The sequence below is a fragment of the Dietzia sp. IBK-p2-15D genome, assembly GCF_057773105.1.
Genome location: NZ_JBYMTK010000002.1, coordinates 243,189 through 262,067, shown reverse-complemented (window position 1 = coordinate 262,067; position 18,879 = coordinate 243,189). Strand labels below are relative to the sequence as shown.

The 18,879-nt window shown below is 71.2% G+C and carries 16 protein-coding genes and 1 tRNA gene; 6 read left to right on the top strand and 11 right to left on the bottom strand.

From position 1 onward, the window contains the following. The 5 genes from AC3DEV_RS04100 to mbhE are packed head-to-tail and all read right to left on the bottom strand — an operon-like array spanning position 1 to position 5,591. Positions 1–273 (bottom strand): monovalent cation/H+ antiporter complex subunit F, encoded by a 273-nt coding sequence (locus AC3DEV_RS04100; protein WP_067716228.1) that lies wholly within the window; start codon positions 271–273, stop codon positions 1–3. After that, on the bottom strand, positions 270–602 hold the full coding sequence (locus AC3DEV_RS04095) for a Na+/H+ antiporter subunit E (protein ID WP_253003105.1): 333 nt from the start codon (positions 600–602) through the stop codon (positions 270–272). The genes AC3DEV_RS04100 and AC3DEV_RS04095 overlap by 4 nt, the downstream gene beginning before the upstream one ends. Continuing rightward, on the bottom strand, positions 599–2,191 hold the full coding sequence (locus AC3DEV_RS04090) for a proton-conducting transporter transmembrane domain-containing protein (protein ID WP_488371365.1): 1,593 nt from the start codon (positions 2,189–2,191) through the stop codon (positions 599–601). The genes AC3DEV_RS04095 and AC3DEV_RS04090 overlap by 4 nt, the downstream gene beginning before the upstream one ends. After that, positions 2,188–2,520: a sodium:proton antiporter gene (locus AC3DEV_RS04085; protein WP_067716236.1), complete on the bottom strand. Its 333-nt coding sequence runs from the start codon at positions 2,518–2,520 to the stop codon at positions 2,188–2,190. The genes AC3DEV_RS04090 and AC3DEV_RS04085 overlap by 4 nt, the downstream gene beginning before the upstream one ends. Next, a complete protein-coding gene (mbhE, locus tag AC3DEV_RS04080) occupies positions 2,517–5,591 on the bottom strand; it encodes a hydrogen gas-evolving membrane-bound hydrogenase subunit E (protein WP_488371364.1) in 3,075 nt (1,024 codons plus the stop codon). Before mbhE ends, AC3DEV_RS04085 begins: the two co-directional genes overlap by 4 nt. Positions 5,592–5,728: 137 nt before the next feature. Between mbhE and AC3DEV_RS04075 the strand changes: the two genes are divergently transcribed. Continuing rightward, positions 5,729–7,195: a hypothetical protein gene (locus tag AC3DEV_RS04075; RefSeq protein WP_488371363.1), complete on the top strand. Its 1,467-nt coding sequence runs from the start codon at positions 5,729–5,731 to the stop codon at positions 7,193–7,195. A 111-nt stretch (positions 7,196–7,306) separates the two neighbouring features. Here AC3DEV_RS04075 and AC3DEV_RS04070 read toward each other — a convergent pair whose 3' ends face one another. The 4 genes from AC3DEV_RS04070 to AC3DEV_RS04055 form a co-directional block, all read right to left on the bottom strand. Continuing rightward, positions 7,307–9,400, bottom strand: a complete 2,094-nt coding sequence (locus AC3DEV_RS04070) for an acyl-CoA dehydrogenase family protein (RefSeq protein WP_488371362.1) — start codon at positions 9,398–9,400, stop codon at positions 7,307–7,309. A gap of 160 nt (positions 9,401–9,560) precedes the next feature. Continuing rightward, a tRNA-Pro gene (locus AC3DEV_RS04065) sits at positions 9,561–9,634 on the bottom strand. 52 nt (positions 9,635–9,686) lie between these two features. Then, positions 9,687–10,670, bottom strand: a complete 984-nt coding sequence (locus AC3DEV_RS04060; protein ID WP_119193432.1) for a metallophosphoesterase — start codon at positions 10,668–10,670, stop codon at positions 9,687–9,689. A 28-nt stretch (positions 10,671–10,698) separates the two neighbouring features. Further along, complete coding sequence (locus AC3DEV_RS04055; RefSeq protein ID WP_488371491.1) at positions 10,699–13,086, bottom strand: transglycosylase domain-containing protein; 2,388 nt, start codon at positions 13,084–13,086, stop codon at positions 10,699–10,701. Between the two features lie 268 nt (positions 13,087–13,354). On the opposite strand from AC3DEV_RS04055, the gene AC3DEV_RS04050 reads away from it, so the two are divergent. After that, positions 13,355–13,732: a WhiB family transcriptional regulator gene (locus tag AC3DEV_RS04050; protein WP_187352252.1), complete on the top strand. Its 378-nt coding sequence runs from the start codon at positions 13,355–13,357 to the stop codon at positions 13,730–13,732. Positions 13,733–13,855: 123 nt separating this feature from the next. On the opposite strand, the gene bagB is transcribed toward AC3DEV_RS04050, so the two are convergent. Then, a complete protein-coding gene (gene bagB / locus AC3DEV_RS04045) occupies positions 13,856–14,965 on the bottom strand; it encodes an ArsA family ATPase (RefSeq protein WP_159147758.1) in 1,110 nt (369 codons plus the stop codon). Position 14,966: 1 nt separating this feature from the next. Next, positions 14,967–16,022, bottom strand: a complete 1,056-nt coding sequence (gene bagA / locus AC3DEV_RS04040; RefSeq protein ID WP_096907367.1) for an ATPase BagA — start codon at positions 16,020–16,022, stop codon at positions 14,967–14,969. A gap of 66 nt (positions 16,023–16,088) precedes the next feature. Between bagA and AC3DEV_RS04035 the strand changes: the two genes are divergently transcribed. The 4 genes from AC3DEV_RS04035 (at position 16,089) to AC3DEV_RS04020 (ending at position 18,867) form a co-directional block, all read left to right on the top strand. Further along, positions 16,089–16,259, top strand: coding sequence for a DUF4177 domain-containing protein (locus AC3DEV_RS04035; RefSeq protein WP_096906156.1), 171 nt, complete (start codon positions 16,089–16,091; stop codon positions 16,257–16,259). Continuing rightward, the gene (locus AC3DEV_RS04030) at positions 16,259–16,738 is read left to right on the top strand and encodes a RidA family protein (RefSeq protein ID WP_488371361.1); all 480 of its coding nucleotides are present in this window, start codon (positions 16,259–16,261) and stop codon (positions 16,736–16,738) included. Before AC3DEV_RS04035 ends, AC3DEV_RS04030 begins: the two co-directional genes overlap by 1 nt. Before the next feature lie 5 nt (positions 16,739–16,743). Then, positions 16,744–17,616 (top strand): MBL fold metallo-hydrolase, encoded by an 873-nt coding sequence (locus AC3DEV_RS04025; RefSeq protein ID WP_488371360.1) that lies wholly within the window; start codon positions 16,744–16,746, stop codon positions 17,614–17,616. Between the two features lie 276 nt (positions 17,617–17,892). After that, positions 17,893–18,867 (top strand): type IV toxin-antitoxin system AbiEi family antitoxin, encoded by a 975-nt coding sequence (locus AC3DEV_RS04020; RefSeq protein WP_488371359.1) that lies wholly within the window; start codon positions 17,893–17,895, stop codon positions 18,865–18,867. Positions 18,868–18,879: the final 12 nt, after the last annotated feature.

Below are 18,879 nucleotides of genomic sequence, written 5' to 3'. Positions count from 1 at the left end.
TCACCGCTGTCCTCGGGAGAGCAACCGTGCGAGGGCGACGGTCGAGAGCACACCGATGAGCGATCCGAGCATCACCACGTCCAGTGCCACCGCAGATCCCTGACGGATCACGAACAGCACGAACAGTGCCACCGCGCAGAAATAGCTGAGATCGGCCATGACGGCACGGTTGGCATCGCCCGGTCCGCGTACCGCGCGGACCGCCGCCACCACCATGCTCGCGACGACGATCACAGTCGACACGGCCAGCAGCACCGTCAACAGCGGGCTCATTCGTCTTCACCTCGCAGAACGGACAGCACCCGGTCCTCGGTCTGACCGAGCAACTCGATCATCTCCTGACGGGGCCCGCCGAGCACGACGTGGACCCACATCTCGTCGTCACCGATGACCGTCACCAGTGTTCCCGGCGTGACGGTGATCGCCCAGGCCAGGGCCGTGATCTCCACGTCGGTGCGGCAGCGCATGGGGTAGCGCACCAGCACCGGGGTGCCGATCGGACCGGGGGTGACGGCCTCCTTGGCCAGGGCCACCGACGACAGCACGACGTTCCACAGCAACCACCCCAGGACGATCGGGGCGCGGAGTACCCGGCGGATCACGAGCGTCCCCCGATCGTCGAGTCGGTCATCGCATCGGGGCCGTCGAGCACGGCCGAGACGTACGCGTCGGTGTCGACGAGCCCGGCCACCGCCCGGTCCACCTCCGGGGCGATCGCCCCGTACCCCAGGAAGATGGCCACCGACAGGGCCGCGAGCACGCCCCCGGGCACGAGCAGGCGCGCCGGCACGCGCGGAGACGGGCGAACGTTGTCGTCGTCGTCGTCGTCATCGTCGCCGTGCTCGTCGACCTCCCGCTGGCGCTCGTCGCTGTCACCGTCGTCATCGCCGGGACGGGGCGCGGGTCCGCCCCACATGACGCCGCGCCACAGCCGGAGCATGGCCACGAGCCCGATGAGGGAGGAGACCAGGACGACGACGACGGTGGCGACTCCCCACGCGTCGCCCGTCCCCAGGGCGGCGGTCACGACCTCGAGTTTGCCGATCAGCCCCGAGGTGGGCGGCAGTCCGACGAGGGCGGCGATGGCGAGCACCAGCAGCACCCCCAGCGAGCGTTCGCGGTACCAGAGGCCCGACAGCCCACCCAGCTGTCCGCTGCGGTAGACGTGCTCGGCGGCACCGATCAGCATCACGAGCGCCCCGATGGTGACCATGTGGTGGATCATGTAGACGATCGCACCGCCGGGGGCCTGCGCGACCGCCAGCGCGGCGAGGATGACGCCGACCCCGGAGACCATCTGCCAGGCGAGGATCTCGCGGGCACCGACGGGGGACGCCGAGGCGACGGCACCCCACAGCGCGGTCACCAGCGCCACGACCAACAGGACGCGGCCCCATGCCGGATCGAGGTCGAAGGCGGTGGCCCAGATCCGGATGACCGCGTAGAGAGCCACCTTGGTGTGCAGCGCGGAGAACAGCGCCATGACCCCGGCGGAGGTGCCGGGGTAGGCGCGGGGCAGCCACCCGTGGACGGGTACGGCGCCGGCCTTGATGCACAGGGCCATGAGCACCACGCCCAGGGCGGCGGCGACCCGGCCGTCCTCCTGTGCCGCTCCCGCGAGCACGGCGAGGTTGACGCTCCCGGCGGTGCCGTACACGAAGCCGACGCCCGCGAGCAGCAGCGTGGAGGTGAGGAGGTTGATCACGACGAACAACCGGCCCACGCCGAGGCGGCGCCACGTGCCCGTCATGGCGATGAGGGCGTACGAGGGCAGCAGCATGACCTCGACAAAGACGAAGAGGTTGAACAGGTCGCCGGTGAGCAGGGCGCCGTTGGCGCCGGCGAGCAGCAGCAGGGCCAGCGGGGCGAAGTAGCGGCTCCGGCCGAACTCGCCGGTCTGGTCACAGAACACCAGGGACATCAACGCCACCACACCGGTGGTGACCAGCATGAGCGCGGCGAACGAGTCGGAGACGAAGGGGATCGCAACGCCCGGCACGAAGCCGCCCACCGACGCGGCGATCACCGGTTCGGACCGGTGCAGTACGAGGAGCACGACCCCGGCGACCGCGGTGGCCGCCGGGACCGCCAGCGCCACGAGACGGCCGGCCTGCCGGGACGGCAGGATCGCCGTGACGGCGGCCGCCATCACGGGAATGGCCGCCAGTAGGGGCAGGAGCAGGGCGGTCACGACGCGTACTCCTCACCGGTGGGCGGGACGTTGTGGGTGTCGTCGTCGCGGCTCACCACGGCGAGCGAGAGCATGAACACGGTCACCGCGAGCGTGATGACGATCGCGGTGAGGACGAACGCCTGGGGGAGCGGGTCGGCGGACACGTCGACTGCGTTGACGTCGGCGAGTGGCTCGGCCCGCCAGGCCGCCACGCCGGCGCTGAGCAACGTGAGGTTGACCGCGTGGCTGATGAGCGCGAGACCGAACACGACACGGACCATGCCGCGCTGCATCATCAGGTAGACGCCGCCCGCGGTGAGGACGCCGATCATGATCGCGATGGTCACCGGGCGACCTCCTCGTCGGTTCCGCGACGAGTCCCCGGGGTGCCCCCGGTTACGCCGGTGTCGGCCCCACCACCGGTTTTCCGCGGCGCTGACCTGCGTCGGCCGGTGTCCGGCGCGTCGGGGCCGGAGACGACCTCTGCGGGGGCGCGGCCCGCGCCGAGCGTGTTGAACGCGGTCATGACCAGTCCGAGGACGCCGGCGTAGACCCCGAGGTCGAAGATAAGGGCACTGGAGAAATGCTGGCCCAGGAAGTACCCGTGGGCGGGCTGGAGGAACTGCCCGAGCGCGTAGCCGCCGATCCCGGTGAGTCCGGCGACCACCAGCCCCCCGCCGATGAGCGCGACCGGGGTGGAGGGCCGGCTCACGGGGCGATCCGACTCGCGGGCCAGGTAGACCAGCGCGAACGCGCACGCCGCCACCAGGGCGGCGATGAAACCGCCGCCGGGCTCGTTGTGGCCACGCCACAGCAGCATCACGGAGACCACGGCGAGGACCGGGGTCACGCCCCGTGCGAGCAGCTTCAACGGCACGGTGTTGCGGGCGGCGTCCTCCAACGCCTCCGCGGCCGTGCCGGTGCTCTTCGCGGAACCGGGCAGGGTCTCGCGGACGGACCCGGGATCCATGGTCTGGGCGGTGGCCCGGACCGAGCCGAGGACGCCGAGGATCGCGATGCCGGCCACACCGAGCACGGCCACCTCGCCGAAGGTGTCGAGAGCGCGGAACTCCACGAGGATCGTGTTGACGATGTTGCTCCCGCCGGTGATCTCGGGGCCGTTCTCCAGCAGGTACACGCCGATCGGGGAGCGTTCCCGGCGCCCGGTGAAGACCAGGACCCCGATGGTGGTCGTGATGCCGGTGAGGACGGCCAGCACGATGGCGGCGGTGTTCCTCGGGCGGGAGGCGGCGATGAAGTCGCGGGGCAACCGCCTCAGGACGAGCACGAACATGATGATCGTGAGCGCCTCGACCAGCAGCTGGGTCAGTCCGACGTCGGGCGCGCCGAGGCCGAAGATCTGGATGGTCACGGCGATCCCGACGGCCGACAGCAGCACCGCGGCCGAGAGGCGCGAGCGCGTGATGCACAGTCCCAGCACGCCCACCGCGACCACGAGGAGCAACACGACGTCGATCGCGCTCTCGAGCCCGCCGACGCGCGGGGGAATCGAACTGCCCGTCGCCAGGGCCCATCCGCCGATCCCGACCGCGTAGACGCTCAGGACCGCCAGCAGGGCGCCGGCGTGCCGGGCGGGGGAGTCCGACGCGGTGGGACGGACCAGCACGCGGCCGGCGCGCGTCGCCGCCGACGTCAGACCCTCGAGGACGGAGGCGCCCGTGAAGGGGAGCAGCTCCCGGTCGAGCGCGCGGTCGATCGGCGTGCGCTTCCAGGCCAGCAGGGCACCGACGACGAGGATCAGGGCGGTGAGCCCGACCTCCAGGGTCAGCCCGTGCCACAGGACGAAGTGGGCCTCGTAGGTCAGGTCGTCGATCGTCCCGGCGGGAGCGGTGCCGTAGACGACGGCGGTGCCCGGCTCGTTCGGGGGCCAGCCGAACGGCCCGGCCGCGGCCTCGGCGACCGCGGACATCGGCACGTCGAAGACCCAGACCACGAGCGCCAGCGGCAACCCGATCGCGGCGGGCAGGGCCGCGGGCAGCCAGAGCCGGACCGGTGCCTCGTGGACCTCGTCCGGGTCGGCCGCCGTCCGGGCCGGGTCGCGGTAGACGCCGAGGAAGCCGCCCAGCACGATCCGGGCGCAGTAGAGGAAGGTGAGGATCGCCCCGATCACGGCGGCGGTCAGCAGGGCGGTCACCGCCACCGTGTTCCCGCCGGCGACGTCGCCGAACGCGATGAGCATGGACTCCTTGGACACGAAGCCCAGGGTGGGCGGCACGGCGGCCATGGCGCCCGCGCCGAGCACGGTGGCGCCGAACGTCCACGGCATGCGGCGCCACAGCGGGCCGAGGTCGCGGATGTCGCGGGCCCCCGCCTCGTGGTCGACCACGCCGACCAGCATGAACAGCCCGGACTTGAACAGGGCGTGGGCGACGGTGTGCAGTGCGGCGGCGGCGAGCGCCTCCTGCGTCCCCACGCCGATCGCCGCGGTGATCCACCCCAGCTGGCTCACGGTGGAATAGGCCATGAGCTGCTTGAGGTCGGTCTTCTGCAGGGCGAACACGGCCGCCATCACGGCGGTTCCCATGCCCACGGACACGAGCAGCGCGTTCCACACCGGCACGTCGTGGAAAGCTGGGGAGAACCGCATGAACAGGAAGATCCCGGCCTTGACCACGGCCGCGGCGTGCAGGTACGCGCTCACCGGGGTCGCCGCCGCCATCGCGTCGGGTAGCCAGAAGTGGAACGGGAACTGCGCCGACTTGGTGAACGCGGCCACCGCCACGGCGACCGCGATCGCTGCGGTGAAGCCGGGGTCGGTGGACCACACGTCGTGCGCGAGGGCCTCCGAGATGGAGGTGGTGTCGGTGCGCAACCACATGGCCACGAGCGCGCCCAGCAGCACGAGGCCACCGACGACGGTCACCGTGAGGGTGCGCAGCGCGGCGGCGTAGGCGGGGCGGCCCGAGTTGGCGATCAACGCGAACGACGCCAAGGACGTGAGCTCCCAGCACACGTACAGCAGCACCATCGAGTCCGTGAGGACGAGCCCCAGCATGGAGACCGTGAACAGGGTCATGAGCTGGTAGAAGCCGTAGTGCTGTGGGCGCCGCTCGCGACCGTGTCGGCGCCCGTGCCCGTGGTCACCGCCGCCGGAGAGATACGACGACGAATAGATCAACACGATCGCGCCGATCACCAACGCGAGCATCGCGAAGAGCAGGCCCGTGGGGTCCGCGAACAGATCCAGGGTCCAGTCTCGGGCGGGCACCCAGGGGATGCGTACGACCTCGGTGGGCCTCCCCGACAGGGCCAGCGAGAGCGGCCCCAGCAGCGCGAACGCCCCCAGTAGGTAGAGCGCCGCGAGCGGCCATCCCGCGCCCCGGCCCAACCACCGTGTGAGCGGCCACGCGAGCAGGGTGGCCAGACCTGCAGCAGCGATCGCGAGGACGGGGCTCATGGCTCCTTCCTGCGCGGCAGCGGGTGGCGAGGGGTGCGAAGGTTTCCACGGAAGTTTATCAACAGCCTCGGACGCCGATGCGGGGGCATGCCGAGTGACCTGCGGGAACAGGGCCGATCAGCGGTTACGCTCCGCACATGAGCCCCTCTGTGACCCCCTCGGAGACCTCGGAGAACAGTCCCGACACGGACGTCCTGCCAGTGACGGAAGCCGGTTCGGGCGCCGCGCCCCGAGCGGACGAGGACTCCTCGCCCCCGGGGGCCGATCGGGGCGCTGCCCGCGGGGGACCCGCACGGCGACTACTGGGCCTGGCGCTGATCGTCCTGCCCCTCGTCCTGGCCGCGCTGTGGGCGGTCGTCGGGCCGACCCCCCAGCAGGAGGACGCCGCCCCCGGCGCCGGCGGGCCGCTGCGTTCGGCGCTGGCGGAGGCGTCGGCCAACTCGTCGTTCACGGTCGCCGGAGCGGAGCAGTTGCGCTCCGGGACGGCCGACCTCGCCGACGGCGCCGGGCAGCTGCGCGACGGCTCCGCGGAGCTGGCCACGGGCATGGAGCAGTTGCAGGCGGGGATGGGGCAGGCCGGATCCGGGGCCGAGGAGGTCGCGGGCGGCGTCCGTCAGGTCGTGGGTGCGGTCCGCGGGGTCGCAGTGATCCAGGGGCAGGTCTCCACCGCGATCGAGGACGCCCTGTCGCGGCTGCAGGGCGACGCCCCCGAGGTCGTCCAGGCGCGCAACGCCCTGACCGGGCTCCGCGACCAGCTGGCGACCCAGGGCCTCGACCAGAACACGCTGAGCAACCTCGATCAGCTCGACTCCGGCGCGGCGGAACTCGCCCGCCAGCTCTCCGCCCCGGGCGCCGAGCTGCGTGACGGCGTCTACTCCGCGACCCGCGGTGCCCGCGAACTCGCCGGGGGCGCGGGCGAGCTCGCCACCGGAGCCGACACGCTCCGCGACGGCGCGGCCAGCGTCGCCGACTCCGCCGGCCGCACCCAGGAGTCCATCGGCAAGACCGGGCGGGCCCTGGCCGTCGAGCAGGGCGACGCCGGGCTGGAGGCCGCCGCGGCCGCCGACGACTCCGAGCGCCGCACCTCCGCCGGAATCCTCGGCGTGGCCGCCGCAGCGATGCTCGGAGCACTGCTCGTCCAGCTCGTCCGCCGGCCCGGCTCGTCGATCGCCGAGTCGGTTCTCGCGCTCGCCCTGCTCACCGCTGGCCTGTCCGCGTGGGCGTTGGCCACCGCCGACGGCCCCACCGCGGGCGGGGCGACCGCCGCCGTGGCTCTCGTCGCCCTCGTCGTCGTCGCCTCCTCCGCCCTGTGGCGCGCCCTCGTCGCGGTGCTCGGCCCGTGGCCCGGCCGGATCACGGCGGTGATCCTCGCCGCCGCGTCGGCCGGCGCGGCGTGGTGGGTGTGGGTCGCCGGCGGCGCGCCCTCGGCGATCGTCACCGTCACGTCGGCGACCACGACCGGGCAGGCCACCGCGGCGCTCGACGCCGTGCTCCTGTCCGGGCCCGCCTCCGTCGCCTGGACCGGTGCGGCGGTCCTGATCGCGGTCGCGGTGTTCTCGCTCCTGGCGGTGATCGTCTCCGGTCGGCCCCGCGCCCGCCGGTAGACGTCGCGCCGAGGCGGACCCGCTCCCGCCGCAACGAGAAGAGCGTTCCGCACGCCTCCCTCTCGGGAAACGTGTGCGGAACGCTCTTCGGGATGAAGGGGTCGCGCGAGGTCAGTCGGCCAGGCCGACGACCTCGTGTTCGTCGGAGGGCTCGTCGGTGATCGCGTCCACGCCGCCGTCGGTGAGCATGGGGACGCTGAAGACGAACTCGGGGATCGCGAAGGCGTCGACCAGCGTGCGCGCCCGGCCGGCCAACTTGGTGCAGAGGCGGTTGCGGGCCGCGGTGGCCGCCTTCGTCCGCTCGGTCGTCAGGCGGTTGTGCTCGAGGAACCAGCCCTTGTCGCCGTCCACGATGTCGAGCACGTACAGGTCGCACAACATCCCGAGGACCTCCCTGGCCTCCGGGTCCTCGCAGGCCTCCACGGCCTCGGCGAAGCGGGCGAACACCCAGCTGTCCATGTGGGCGCGACCGGCCTGCAGGAGATGATCCTGCGCCGAGTTGAAGACCTTGAACGCCGCCGAACCGTCCTGGCCCTGCGCCTTGCGCAGCCGGCGCGCGACCGTCTCCAGCAGGTGCTCCTCGCGGTCGACGAGGAGCTGGAGCTGGTTGCCGCGGTCGAGCAGGTCGGTGTGCTCACGGTCCGTCACGGCGTCGACGAGCTTCTGCCACAGGGTGGAGGCGCGGGCCTTCTCCTGCACCACGTCGACGGCCGTGCTCAGGGCGAACGCGACGGTCTCGCGCTGGTCCATGTCGCCGAAGTCCGCGGCGTAGGAGCTCAGGAGCTCCTTGCCCACCAACTGGGTGAGCACCACGTTGTCGCCCTCGAAGGTCGAGAAGACGTCGCAGTCCTTGCGCATCTCCGTGAGCAGGTTCTCCGCCATGTAGCCGGCGCCGCCGCAGGCCAGGCGGGCCTCGATGATCGTGTCGTTGGCGAACGCCGTGACCGAGGCCTTGATGCCCGCGGCGTGGGTCTCCATCTCGCGGCGACGGACCTCGTCGAAGGCCTCCGGGTTCTTCTCGAACTCGTCCAGTTCGAGGATGATCGCGTTCTGGGCGCACGCGAACGCGTAAGCGCGGGCGACCCGCGGCATGAGCCGGCGCTGGTGCTCGCGGTACTCCAGTAGCGGGATGCCCTTGCCGGTCTCCGGGTGGTCGAACTGCCGGCGGACCAGCGAGTACCGCACGGCCAGCGCCAGCGCCGTGCGCGCGGACGCCCCGGCCGCCGCGCCCACGGACACCCGGCCGCGGATGAGCGTGCCGAGCATGGTGAAGAATCGGGCGCCGACCGAATCGATGGGGGAGGAGTACTCCCCGTCGGCGTCGACGGCGCCGAAGCGGTCGAGCAGTGCCTCGCGCGGAACCCGCACGTCGTCGAACCAGATCTTGCCATTGTCGACGCCCGCAAGCCCACCCTTGGGGCCGTGGTCGGTGGTGCGGACGCCCGGCAGGTCGTTTCCGGCCTCGTCGCGGATCGGCACGAGCAGGCAGTGGACGCCGTGGCGGAGTTCCCCGCCGTCGTCCGCGGTCGTGATCAGCTGGGCGAACACGGCGGCCATCCGGCCGTCGCGGGCGGCGTTGCCGATGTAGGCCTTCTCCGCGCTGGGCGTGGGGGTGTTGACGACGAACTCGCCGGTCTCACGATCGAACGTCGCGGTCGTCTCGAGGTTCTGCACGTCCGAGCCGCCGCCGACCTCGGTCATGGCGAAGCAGCCGAGCAGATCCAGGGAGATGACGTCCGGCAGGTACTTCTTACGGGTCTCGGAGTCGCCGAGGTTGGCGATCGCGCCGCCGAACAGGCCCCACTGGACGCCGGCCTTGACCATGAGGGACAGGTCGAGGTGGCCGAGCATCTCGAAGGACGTCAACGCCCCGCCGGTGTCGCCGGTCCCACCGTCCTCCTCGCGGAACCCCAGCTTGGGCATCCCGGAGTCGGCCAGGCGCTGGAGCTGCGCCAGTACATGGTCGCGATGCTCCTCCATGCCCAGCCCGATCGGGTTGAGCATGTCCGGGGTCATGGCCTCGCGCGTGAACTCGCGGGCATCGGCCCAGGTCCCGTCGAGGACCTTCTGCAGCGAGGCCGCGAGGACCGCGTCCCCCGCCCCGGTGGTGGTGATGCGGCCGTAGTTCGGGTGCACGGCCGGGCCGGTCCCGGGTGCACTGTCCCCTGCGGCGGCGGCGTTCTGGACGTCGGTCTCGGAGGTCATGACACGATTCTACGGAGAGTCCGCGCCGCTGTGCACCGGAAGAGCGGCCCCACGTCGGCGGCACCACGGCAGGGGGAACCCGAGGGCACGGCGCGAAATGACCGAGGGCACGAAAAGACCGAGGGCCCGGATCACCGACGTGATCCGGGCCCTCGCATTGTCGGGGTGGCGGGATTTGAACCCACGGCCTCTTCGTCCCGAACGAAGCGCGCTACCAAGCTGCGCCACACCCCGGTCGACAACGAGGGATACTCTAGCGCCCCGCCGCCGGAATCGCGAAACCGGGTCAGACCGGCAGGGGCACCTTCACCCGTTGCGGGGTCACCGGGACCTCGGATCCCTCTCCGCCACCACCGGGGGCGGCGACCAGTTCCAGCAGGGTCGCCTCCGGGCGGCAGAACGTCCGAACCGGCACGTACGGAGAGGTGCCCAGGCCGGCGGAGACGTGCAGCACCAGGTTCCGCCCCCACGCGGACAGGCCCTGGGCCCGCGAGCGATCGATGCCGCAGTTGGTGACGATCGCGCCGGTGGGGAGGCAGAGCTGACCACCGTGGGTGTGCCCCGCGAGCGCGAGGTCGTACCCGTCGGCGTCGAACCGGTCCAGCACGCGTGGCTCCGGCGAGTGCAGCAACCCGATCCGCAGGTCGAAGGCGGGCCCGGCGGGTCCGGCGATCTCGTTGTAGTGGTCCCGTCCGATGTGGGGGTCGTCGACACCGGCGACCAGCACGCTACGGCCGTCGACCGCGATCTCCGCGCGCTGGTGGGTGGCGTCGACCCAGCCCCGCTCGGTGAAGGCGGCCCTGAGATCCCGCCACGGCAACGGGACGGCCGAGTGCTTCTGGCGGCCTATCCCGATGTACGGCAGCGGGCTCTTGGGGACCGGGGCGTAGTAGTCGTTGGAGCCGAACACGAACGCCCCGGGCCGGTCGAGCAGTGGCCCGAGGGCCTGGACCACGGAGGGCACCGCCCGGGCGTCGGAGAGGTTGTCGCCGGTGTTGACGACCAGGTCGGGCTCCAACTCCGCCAGCGAGTTGACGAACTGCTGCTTACGCTTCTGGCCGGGCATCATGTGCAGGTCCGAGACGTGGAGGATCGTCAGGGGCCGCGAGCCGGGCGCGAGCAGCGGCAGGGAGTGGCGGCGCAGCGTGAAGGCGTTGCGCTCCCAGCCCGTGGCGTACACGGTTCCCGCCACGACCGCCCCGGCGAGGACGGCCGCCGCGCGGGCGGGGGAGGTCGTCGAAACCCGGGTCTTGCGTGAAGGGCGTGACATCAGTCCAGACTACCGACGCCGGGCGGGGTCACCGCGGCGGCGAGATGGTGATGGGGGCCAGGCCCGGCACGTTGAGCACGATGGGTTCGTCCCCGACCGGCGCCCCCGGGCCGGAGGCGCCCTGCCCCTGCGCGCCGGTGCCCCCGCCCCCGCCCCCGCCGCCGCCCGATCCGTCGGAGACGCGGAGGGTGAGCTGGGACCCGGGGATGCCGGTGCTGCCGTCGACGCCGATGACGGTGCCGTACGGGCGGCCCGTGCCGGAGACGAACTGCGTGTTGACGACGAACCCGGCGTTGGTGAGCAGCGACGTCGCGGCGGACTGGCTCATGCCCGCGACGTCCGGGGCGGCGGCCCCGCTGGTCCCGGCCTGGTAGGCGGGATCGGGTGCGGGCAGTCGGAGCGGGCCGTAGATGTCGGCGATCGGGGAGAAGGCCGAGAACCAGGTCTGTGCCGGCTCGAGGCCACCGAAGAGGTTGCCGTACGAGCACTGGCGCAGGGGGCTGGTGCACAGCTCGGTGGTGGTGGTGCCGTCGTTGAACGCGTAGACGGCCGCCGCGTAGTTGTTGGTGAAGCCCAGGAACGCGGAGGACCGGTTGGCCTCGGATGTTCCCGTCTTGCCGGACATCGGCAGGCTCCACCCGGCGCCCGATGCGGCGCCGGCCGCCGTGCCGCCGCTCACGTGGTCCTTGGACATGGCGACGGCGAGGGTGTCGGCGAGCCCTTCCTCGAGCACCTGCTCGCACTCCGGCTCGTTCAGCTCGACGGGTGCGCCGGTGCGGTCGGTGATCGACTCGATGGGACTGGGGGGACACCAGACGCCGCCGGAGGCGATGGTGGCGCCGACGTTGGACAGTTCCAGCGCGTTGACGGCGGTGGGCCCGAGGGTGAACGAGCCGAGGTTGTTCTTCTTGACGAATTCGCTGATCGAGTCGCCTCCGGGCGCGGTGCCCTTGCGGTCGTAGGAACGCATGCCGAGGCGGACCGCCATGTCGACGGTGGGCGAGACGCCCACGTCCTTGATGAGATTCACGAACGTCGTGTTGGGCGACTGCGCGAGGGCGTCGGTCACGGACAGGGAGGAGGGGTACGAGCCGGCGTTCTCCACGCAGTACTGTGCGGGCGGGCACCCGGCGGCGCCCCCGGCGCCGAGTCCGGAGACCTGGACGCGACGCGGCACCGGGAGGCTCGTGTTGGTGCCCATGCCCTTCTCCATGGCGGCGGCGACGGTGAAGACCTTGAATACCGAGCCCCCGCCGTCGCCGACCAGCGAGAACGGCTGCGGTTGCACGGTCTGGCTGTCACCCAGTTCGAGTCCGTACTGGCGGCTGGAGGCCATCGCGACGACCTTGTGGGCGTCCTTGCCGGGCCGGACGACGCTCATGACCTCTGCCACGCCCTGGGCGGTCGGGTTGCCGTACGTGTCGACCGAGCGCTGGACGTTCGACTGGACGGTCTCGTCGAGGGTGGTGCGGATCGTGTACCCGCCCTGCTCCACCATGTCCCGACTCAGGCCGTTCTCCTCGAGGTACTGGAGGACGTAGTCGCAGAAGAATCCGCTGTCACCGGCGGTGATGCACCCCCGGGGCAGCGGGTTCGGTCGCTCGAGCACGCCCAGCGGTTCGGCCGCGTAGGCCTCGCCCTCGGCCGGGGTGATGGCGCCGGTCTGGACCATCGTGTCGATGACGGTGTTGCGGCGCTGCGTGGTGCCCTCGGGGTTGGTGTACGGGTCGAACCGACTGGTGGACTGCACCATGCCCGCCAGCATCGCCGCCTGGGGGACGCTGAGGTCGCGGGCGTCGACGCCGAAGTAGGTCTGTGCCGCGGTCTGGACGCCGAACGTGCCGTTGCCGAACGAGATCAGGTTGAGGTACTTGGTGAGGATCTCGTCCTTGCTCAACTCCCCGTCGAGGGTGAGCGCCATCCGGATCTCTTTGATCTTGCGGGCGGGTGTGGTCTCGACGGCGGCGCGACGCTCCGCGTCGTTCTCGGCGGAGACGAGGAACTGGTAGTTCTTGACCAGCTGCTGGTCGATCGTCGACGCGCCCTGCTCGACCTCGCCGGAGGTGGCGTTGGTCAGGGCCGCGCGGACGGTGCCTCGCCAGTCGACGCCGTTGTGGTCCGCGAACCGACGGTCCTCGATGGCGATGATCGCCAGCTTCATCTGCTGCGAGATCTCCTCGCTGGGCACCGGCACGCGCTGCTGGTCGTACAGCCACGCGATGGGGGCGCCGGCCGAGTCGGTCACCGTGGAGATCGACGGCAGGTCACCCTTGATGAGGTCCGCGGACGTCCCGGCCAACGTGTCGGCCATCTTGTTGGATGCCAGCCCCGCTGCCCCCGCGATCGGGAACAGGGACCCCGCCGTGACCACCCCGGCGGCGACACACGTCGCGACCAGCTTTCCCAGCGAACTCATAGCCGACACACGCACAGGGTACGTGACCACCCCTTCGGGACCACCCGTCGCGCGGCGATCATGTGTCGACTCTTTACTTCTGTTGTGTGACTGCGGTAACAATATGGGGGAACGCGGGACGGATCGGACCGGGATGGGATCGCGATACACGGATCCCAGGTGCGAACGCCCGCCGACACAGTGAGTCCGCCGCGTCGGGCGGGCTCAGAAGGCCGGAGGCGTGCGCGGTGAACCCGTCCACGACTCCACTCACGCTAGGGGTACTTCGATGACGTCCACCCTCCCCGGGACCACCCACTCCTCCGACCACGGGGTCCGCCCCGGTGCCGGCAACCCCCTCGGCTCCGAGGAGATCATCATCGGGGAGGGTCGCCAGGAATGGGTGGCCCAGGCCCGGTGCAAGGACATCGATCCGGACGAGTTGTTCGTCCGCGGCGCGGCGCAGCGTAAGGCCGCGTCCATCTGCCGGCACTGCCCGGTCCTGCTGCAGTGCCGGGCCGACGCACTAGACAACCGCGTCGAGTTCGGTGTCTGGGGCGGTATGACCGAGCGTCAGCGCCGCGCCCTGCTCAAGCAGCACCCCGAGGTCCGTTCCTGGGCCGACTTCTTCGCGCAGCAGATCGAGCGGCACACCGCGGTCTACTGAGTCCAGAGGTCTACCGAGTCCTGAGGTCCACCGAGTCCTGAGGTCCACCGAGTCCTGGCGAGTCGAGGCCCGGACACCTCGAGCGCGGCCCGCGGCACCCGCCGCGGGCCGCGCTCGTATCCGTCAGCCGCAGAGTTGGTCGCCCACCGACCGCAGTGCCTCCAGGTTGGAGATCTCGAACGGCAGTGAGGGCACGCCGACGATCCGCACGTCCGGGTGGGTGTCGGTGAACGACTCGAGCAGTCGGACCTCCTGCTTGGCGGTGCCCGCCCGGTCGGCGTGGATGCGCAGCACCGCCTCGGCCTCCGGGTTCTCCCCGGCCAGGCGGTCGGCGGCCGCGCAGGCCTGTTCGGCGCTCAGGTCGGTCAGTCGCGGATGGGTGCGGTTGACCACGACCCCCGCCAGCGGCATCTTCTCCTCGGACAGGCGCTCGGCGAAGAACGCGGCCTCGCGCAGGGCGGGCCGCTCCGCGGAGGAGACCACCAGGAACTCCGTGCCCTTGCGGCGCAGGATCGCCTGGGTCCGGGACGCGCGGGTGGTGAACCCGCCGAACGTGGAGTCCAGCGCCACCACCATCTCGGAGGCGTCCTTGAGCATCGAGGACCCCACCACCGTGGACACGCCGCGCATCGCGGTGCTCATCGCGCCGGTCACCAGGCGTCCGACCCCGCGGCCGGGCGTGGAGAGCAACCGCATGAGCCGACTGTCGAGGAACGCGCCGAGGCGGCGCGGTGCGTCGAGGAAGTCCAGTGCGTTGCGCGACGGGGGAGTGTCGACGACGACGAGGTCCCACGCGGAGTCGTCGAGGAGCTGCCCCAACTTCTCCATGGCCATGTACTCCTGGGTCCCCGCGAAGGAGGTGACCATCGTCTTGTAGAAGCGGTTGTCCAGGATGTCCCGGGCCTTGGCCTCCGTGGTGTTGGCCACCACCAGTTCGTCGAACGTGCGGCGCATGTCCAGCATCATCGCGTGCAGTGACCCGCCGGCGGCGGATTTCTCCTGCCCGAGGTCCACGGGGGAGGGTTCGTTGGACAACTCGTCGATGCCGAGGGCCTGCGCGAGGCGACGGGCCGGGTCGATGGTCAACACGACCGTGTCGCGGCCGAGTTCGGCGGCCCGCAGGGCGACCGCCGCGGCGGTGGTCGTCTTGCCCACGCCGCCGGCGCCCGTGCACACCACCACCCTGGTGGCGGGGTCGGTGAGCATGGCGGTGATGTCGAGGCGGCGTGTCATGTCAGTGGACTCCCTGGTCGACGAGGGCGGAGGCGAGGTCGTAGAGGTCCGCGACCTCCACCCCGTTGGGCAGCGCCGGTAGTACGAGGGTGGGGCAGGCGGCGGAGGTGAGCGTCTCGCCGGCGCGGAGTTGGCCGCGGGCCACGCGGGCGTGCTCGATCGCCTGCACCAGCAGACCCTGCAGTCCCTCGTCGTCGACCTCCACGCCGGTCGCGTCGAGGCCGTCCGCGACCGCCTCGGCGTCGATGTCCTCCTCGGCGATCCGCCGCAGCGCCTCGTCGTCGAGGTGACGGGTCTCGGCGCGGTTGATGATCACCTGCCCGACCCGCAGTCCGTGGCTCTTGAGCTCGGCGATCGCCTCGATGGTCTCCTGCACCGGCAGTGACTCCAACAGCGTCACCAGGTGCACGACCGTGCGGGTGGAGTGGACCAGCTCGGCCACGGCCTCCGCCTGGCGACGGATGGGCCCGCCCCCGCCCGCGAGGTCGGCCATCGCGGTGGTGACGTCGAGGAACTTGCCGATCCGGCCCGTGGGCGGGGCGTCGACCACCACGGCGTCGTAGACGACCTCACGCTTGGCGTGCTCGCGTGCGACGACCTCATAGATCTTGCCGGTGAGCAGGACGTCCTTGAGCCCGGGCGCGATCGTGGTCGCGAACTCGATCGCACCGACCGACTTCATCACCTTGCCCACCACCCCGAGGCGGTAGAAGGTGTCGAGGTAGTCGAGCATCGCGGCCTCGATGTCGATCGCCAGCGCGAACACCTTGCCGCCGCCGTCGACCCTGGCCACGAGTTCCTCGCGGTAGGGCAGGGGGGCGCGGTCGAAGATCCGGGCGATGCCCTGACGTTCCTCCACCTCCACCAGCAGGACCCGCTTACCGGTGGAGGCCAGCGCCAGTGCGAGGGAGGTGGCGACGGTCGTCTTGCCGGTGCCGCCCTTCCCCGAGACGTAGTGCAACTCGGCCCGTTCGGAGCTGTCGGACCACCCGGTGGACAGCTCGTCGGCGATGGTCGATCGTGTCGACCGCGTACCTGGACTCATCGTGGACGGCATGCGTTCCACACTAAGCGCTCACACCACCGCGCGCGGGGCGCTCGTGACTTACCTAGAGTGGGGCACATGAGCGAATCCACTGGAGCAGCCCGGTTCGAGTACGTGACGGTCCCGCTGCTGACGCACGCCACCAAGCAGATCCTCGACCAGTGGGGAGGCGACGGCTGGGAGCTGGTCTCCGTACTGCCCGGACCCACGGGTGAGCAGCACGTCGCCTACATGAAGCGACAGCTCTGATGTCGGAGACCGAGACCGCCGGTTATTGGACCCGCAAGCTCGACCAGCTGGGTCTGGAGCTGCCGACGGTCGTCCCGCCGGTCGCCAACTACGTCCCGGCAGTACGGACCGGCGCGTTCGTCTACACCTCCGGGCAGTTGCCCATGGTCGACGGCGCCCTGGCGGCCACGGGCAAGGTGGGGGCCGAGGTCACCGCCGAGCAGGCCGCCGACCTGGCCCGAACCTGCGCACTCAACGCGCTGGCGGCCGTCGACGGGCTCGTCGGCATCGATTCGGTGGTGAAGGTCGTCAAGGTGGTCGGGTTCGTCGCCTCCGCGCCCGGCTTCAGCGGGCAGCCGGGTGTCCTCAACGGCGCCTCCGACGTGCTCGGTGAGATCTTCGGCGACGCCGGCGTCCACGCCCGGTCGGCGGTCGGCGTGTCCGAGCTGCCGCTGAACGCACCCGTCGAGGTCGAGCTCGTGGTCGAGGTCGAGGGATAGCCGCGATGTCCGCAGGCCTGGCCCCGATCACCTTCCCGGCGTACGAGACCCTCCGGCCCGTCACGGAGCTGTCCGGGGTCATCCTCTGCGACAACCCCTCCGAGATGACCTTCGAGGGGACGAACACCGTCATCCTGCGGGCGCCGGGGTCGCCTACCTGCGTGGTGGTGGACCCCGGGCCCGACGACCTCGCGCACGCCGGGCGGATCGCGGCCATCGTGGGGGAGATCGAGCTCGTCGTCGTCACCCATCGTCACGGCGACCACACCGATGGCATCGATCACCTGCGCGGATTCACCTCCGCCCCCGTCAGGGCCGTGGAGGAGCGGTTCTGCCGCGACGCCGCGCCGTTGGTGACGGGCGGTGACGACGACGAGGTGATCCACGCCGCCGGACTGGACATCATCGTGCTGGCCACCCCGGGGCACACGGCCGATTCGATCAGTCTCGAGGTGCGGGCCGCGGGCACCGGGTTCACGGCTCGGCCGGACTGCGTGGTCCTCGGGGACACGATCCTCGGCCGGGATTCGACGGTGCTGGACTCGACCGACGGCGATCTCGGCGACTACCTCGGCAGCATGGATCTCCTCGCGGCGCGGGCCGACGGGGTGATCGGCATCCCGGGGCACGGGCCCGACGTGGAGAACACCGGCCGCGCGGCCCAGGTACTCGGTCGACACCGGCGTGATCGGCTCGACCAGATCATCGCCGCCCGGGCCGAGTTGGGCCGCGACGCCTCGGCCGAGGCGATCACGCAGCACATCTACCGCGATGTGACGCCGTTCCTGCTCAAGGTGGCCGAGCAGTCCACCAAGGTCGCGCTGCGCTACCTCGACCGCCTGGACACGGGGGGCACGGGTGGCGCCGCCGACGCCTGATCCGCCCGCGACCTGACCAGCCCGCCCCGCCCCGCCCGCGACGCCTGACCCGCCCGCAACGCCCGCCGGGTCCGACCATTCGCGAAAATCGGCTAGTCCGAATAGGGATCGGCTAGTCCAATTGGAGTCGCCGATCCGGATTCCGGCTAGCGGATTCGGGTGGGGGCGCGGGGACGCGGGGGGAGGTTGTCCACAGGGAGGATTTCTCCACAGGCTGCCTGCATATCGCAGGTCACGGCGGGAGTGCGCGTGTCGGCGTGGGCGAGACTGCCGAACATGGGTGCATCAAAGACAGACGACCACGACAGTCCCTTTCTCTCGACGTTCGCGCAGCTCGCCCGCAGCGGCCTGGACCACGATGAGATCAACAGGCGGATCGGCGCCGGAACGCTACGGCGGGTGCGGTCCGGCGTCTACGCCCACGAGCCGGAAGCGGCGCCCGCCGGGAGCGGGCCCGACTACGTCCTCAGGGAGCGGGAGTTCCTCGAACGAACTCGGGCGGCCGCGCTCGCCGTGGAACCCGGGACGGTGATGTCGCACGGCTCCGCCCTCGCGCTCTACGGGCTGCCGCTCCACGGGATCCCCTTGGGCCGACCCACCGCCACCCGGCCGCGCGAGGGCGGCGGAACGCGGCGCAGTTCGGCGCTCGTGTGTTTCACCCTGCCCGTGGAGGGGGCGACCAGACTCGTCGACGGCATCCAGATGACCTCTCCCGCCAGGACGATCATCGACGTCGCACGGACGGTGAGCCTGGAGAGCGGCGTGGCTGCTGCCGATCAGGCCATCCGCCGAGGCATGTTGTCGCGCCCAGAACTCCAGGACGAGGCGGGTCTGGCGAAGGGGCGCACGGGTGTCGGGCGCGCGCGGGCGCTGCCGGAGCTGACATGCGGGTTGGCGGAATCGGTTCTGGAATCGTTGATACGGCTGATCCTGGTGTTCGCGGGTCTCCCGCAGCCCGAGATGCAGGTGTGGCTGTCGGGCCGGAGCGGCAAGCGGTTCCGCGTGGACTTCTACTGGCGAGAATGGAGGCTCATCGGCGAGGCGGACGGCTTCGGCAAATACGGGAACAGCCCGCAGGAGATACGGGAAGCACTGAGCCGCGAACGCCACAGGCAGCGCGATCTGGAAGATGCCGGCTACGTGGTGATTCGCTTGGTATGGGATGACCTGCGGCGTCCGGACGTGATCGTCCGGCGGGTGAAGGACGCGATGCGTCGGCAAAAGCAACTCGGACTTGGCCGCGCGGCGTGAGAGCGTCGCCCG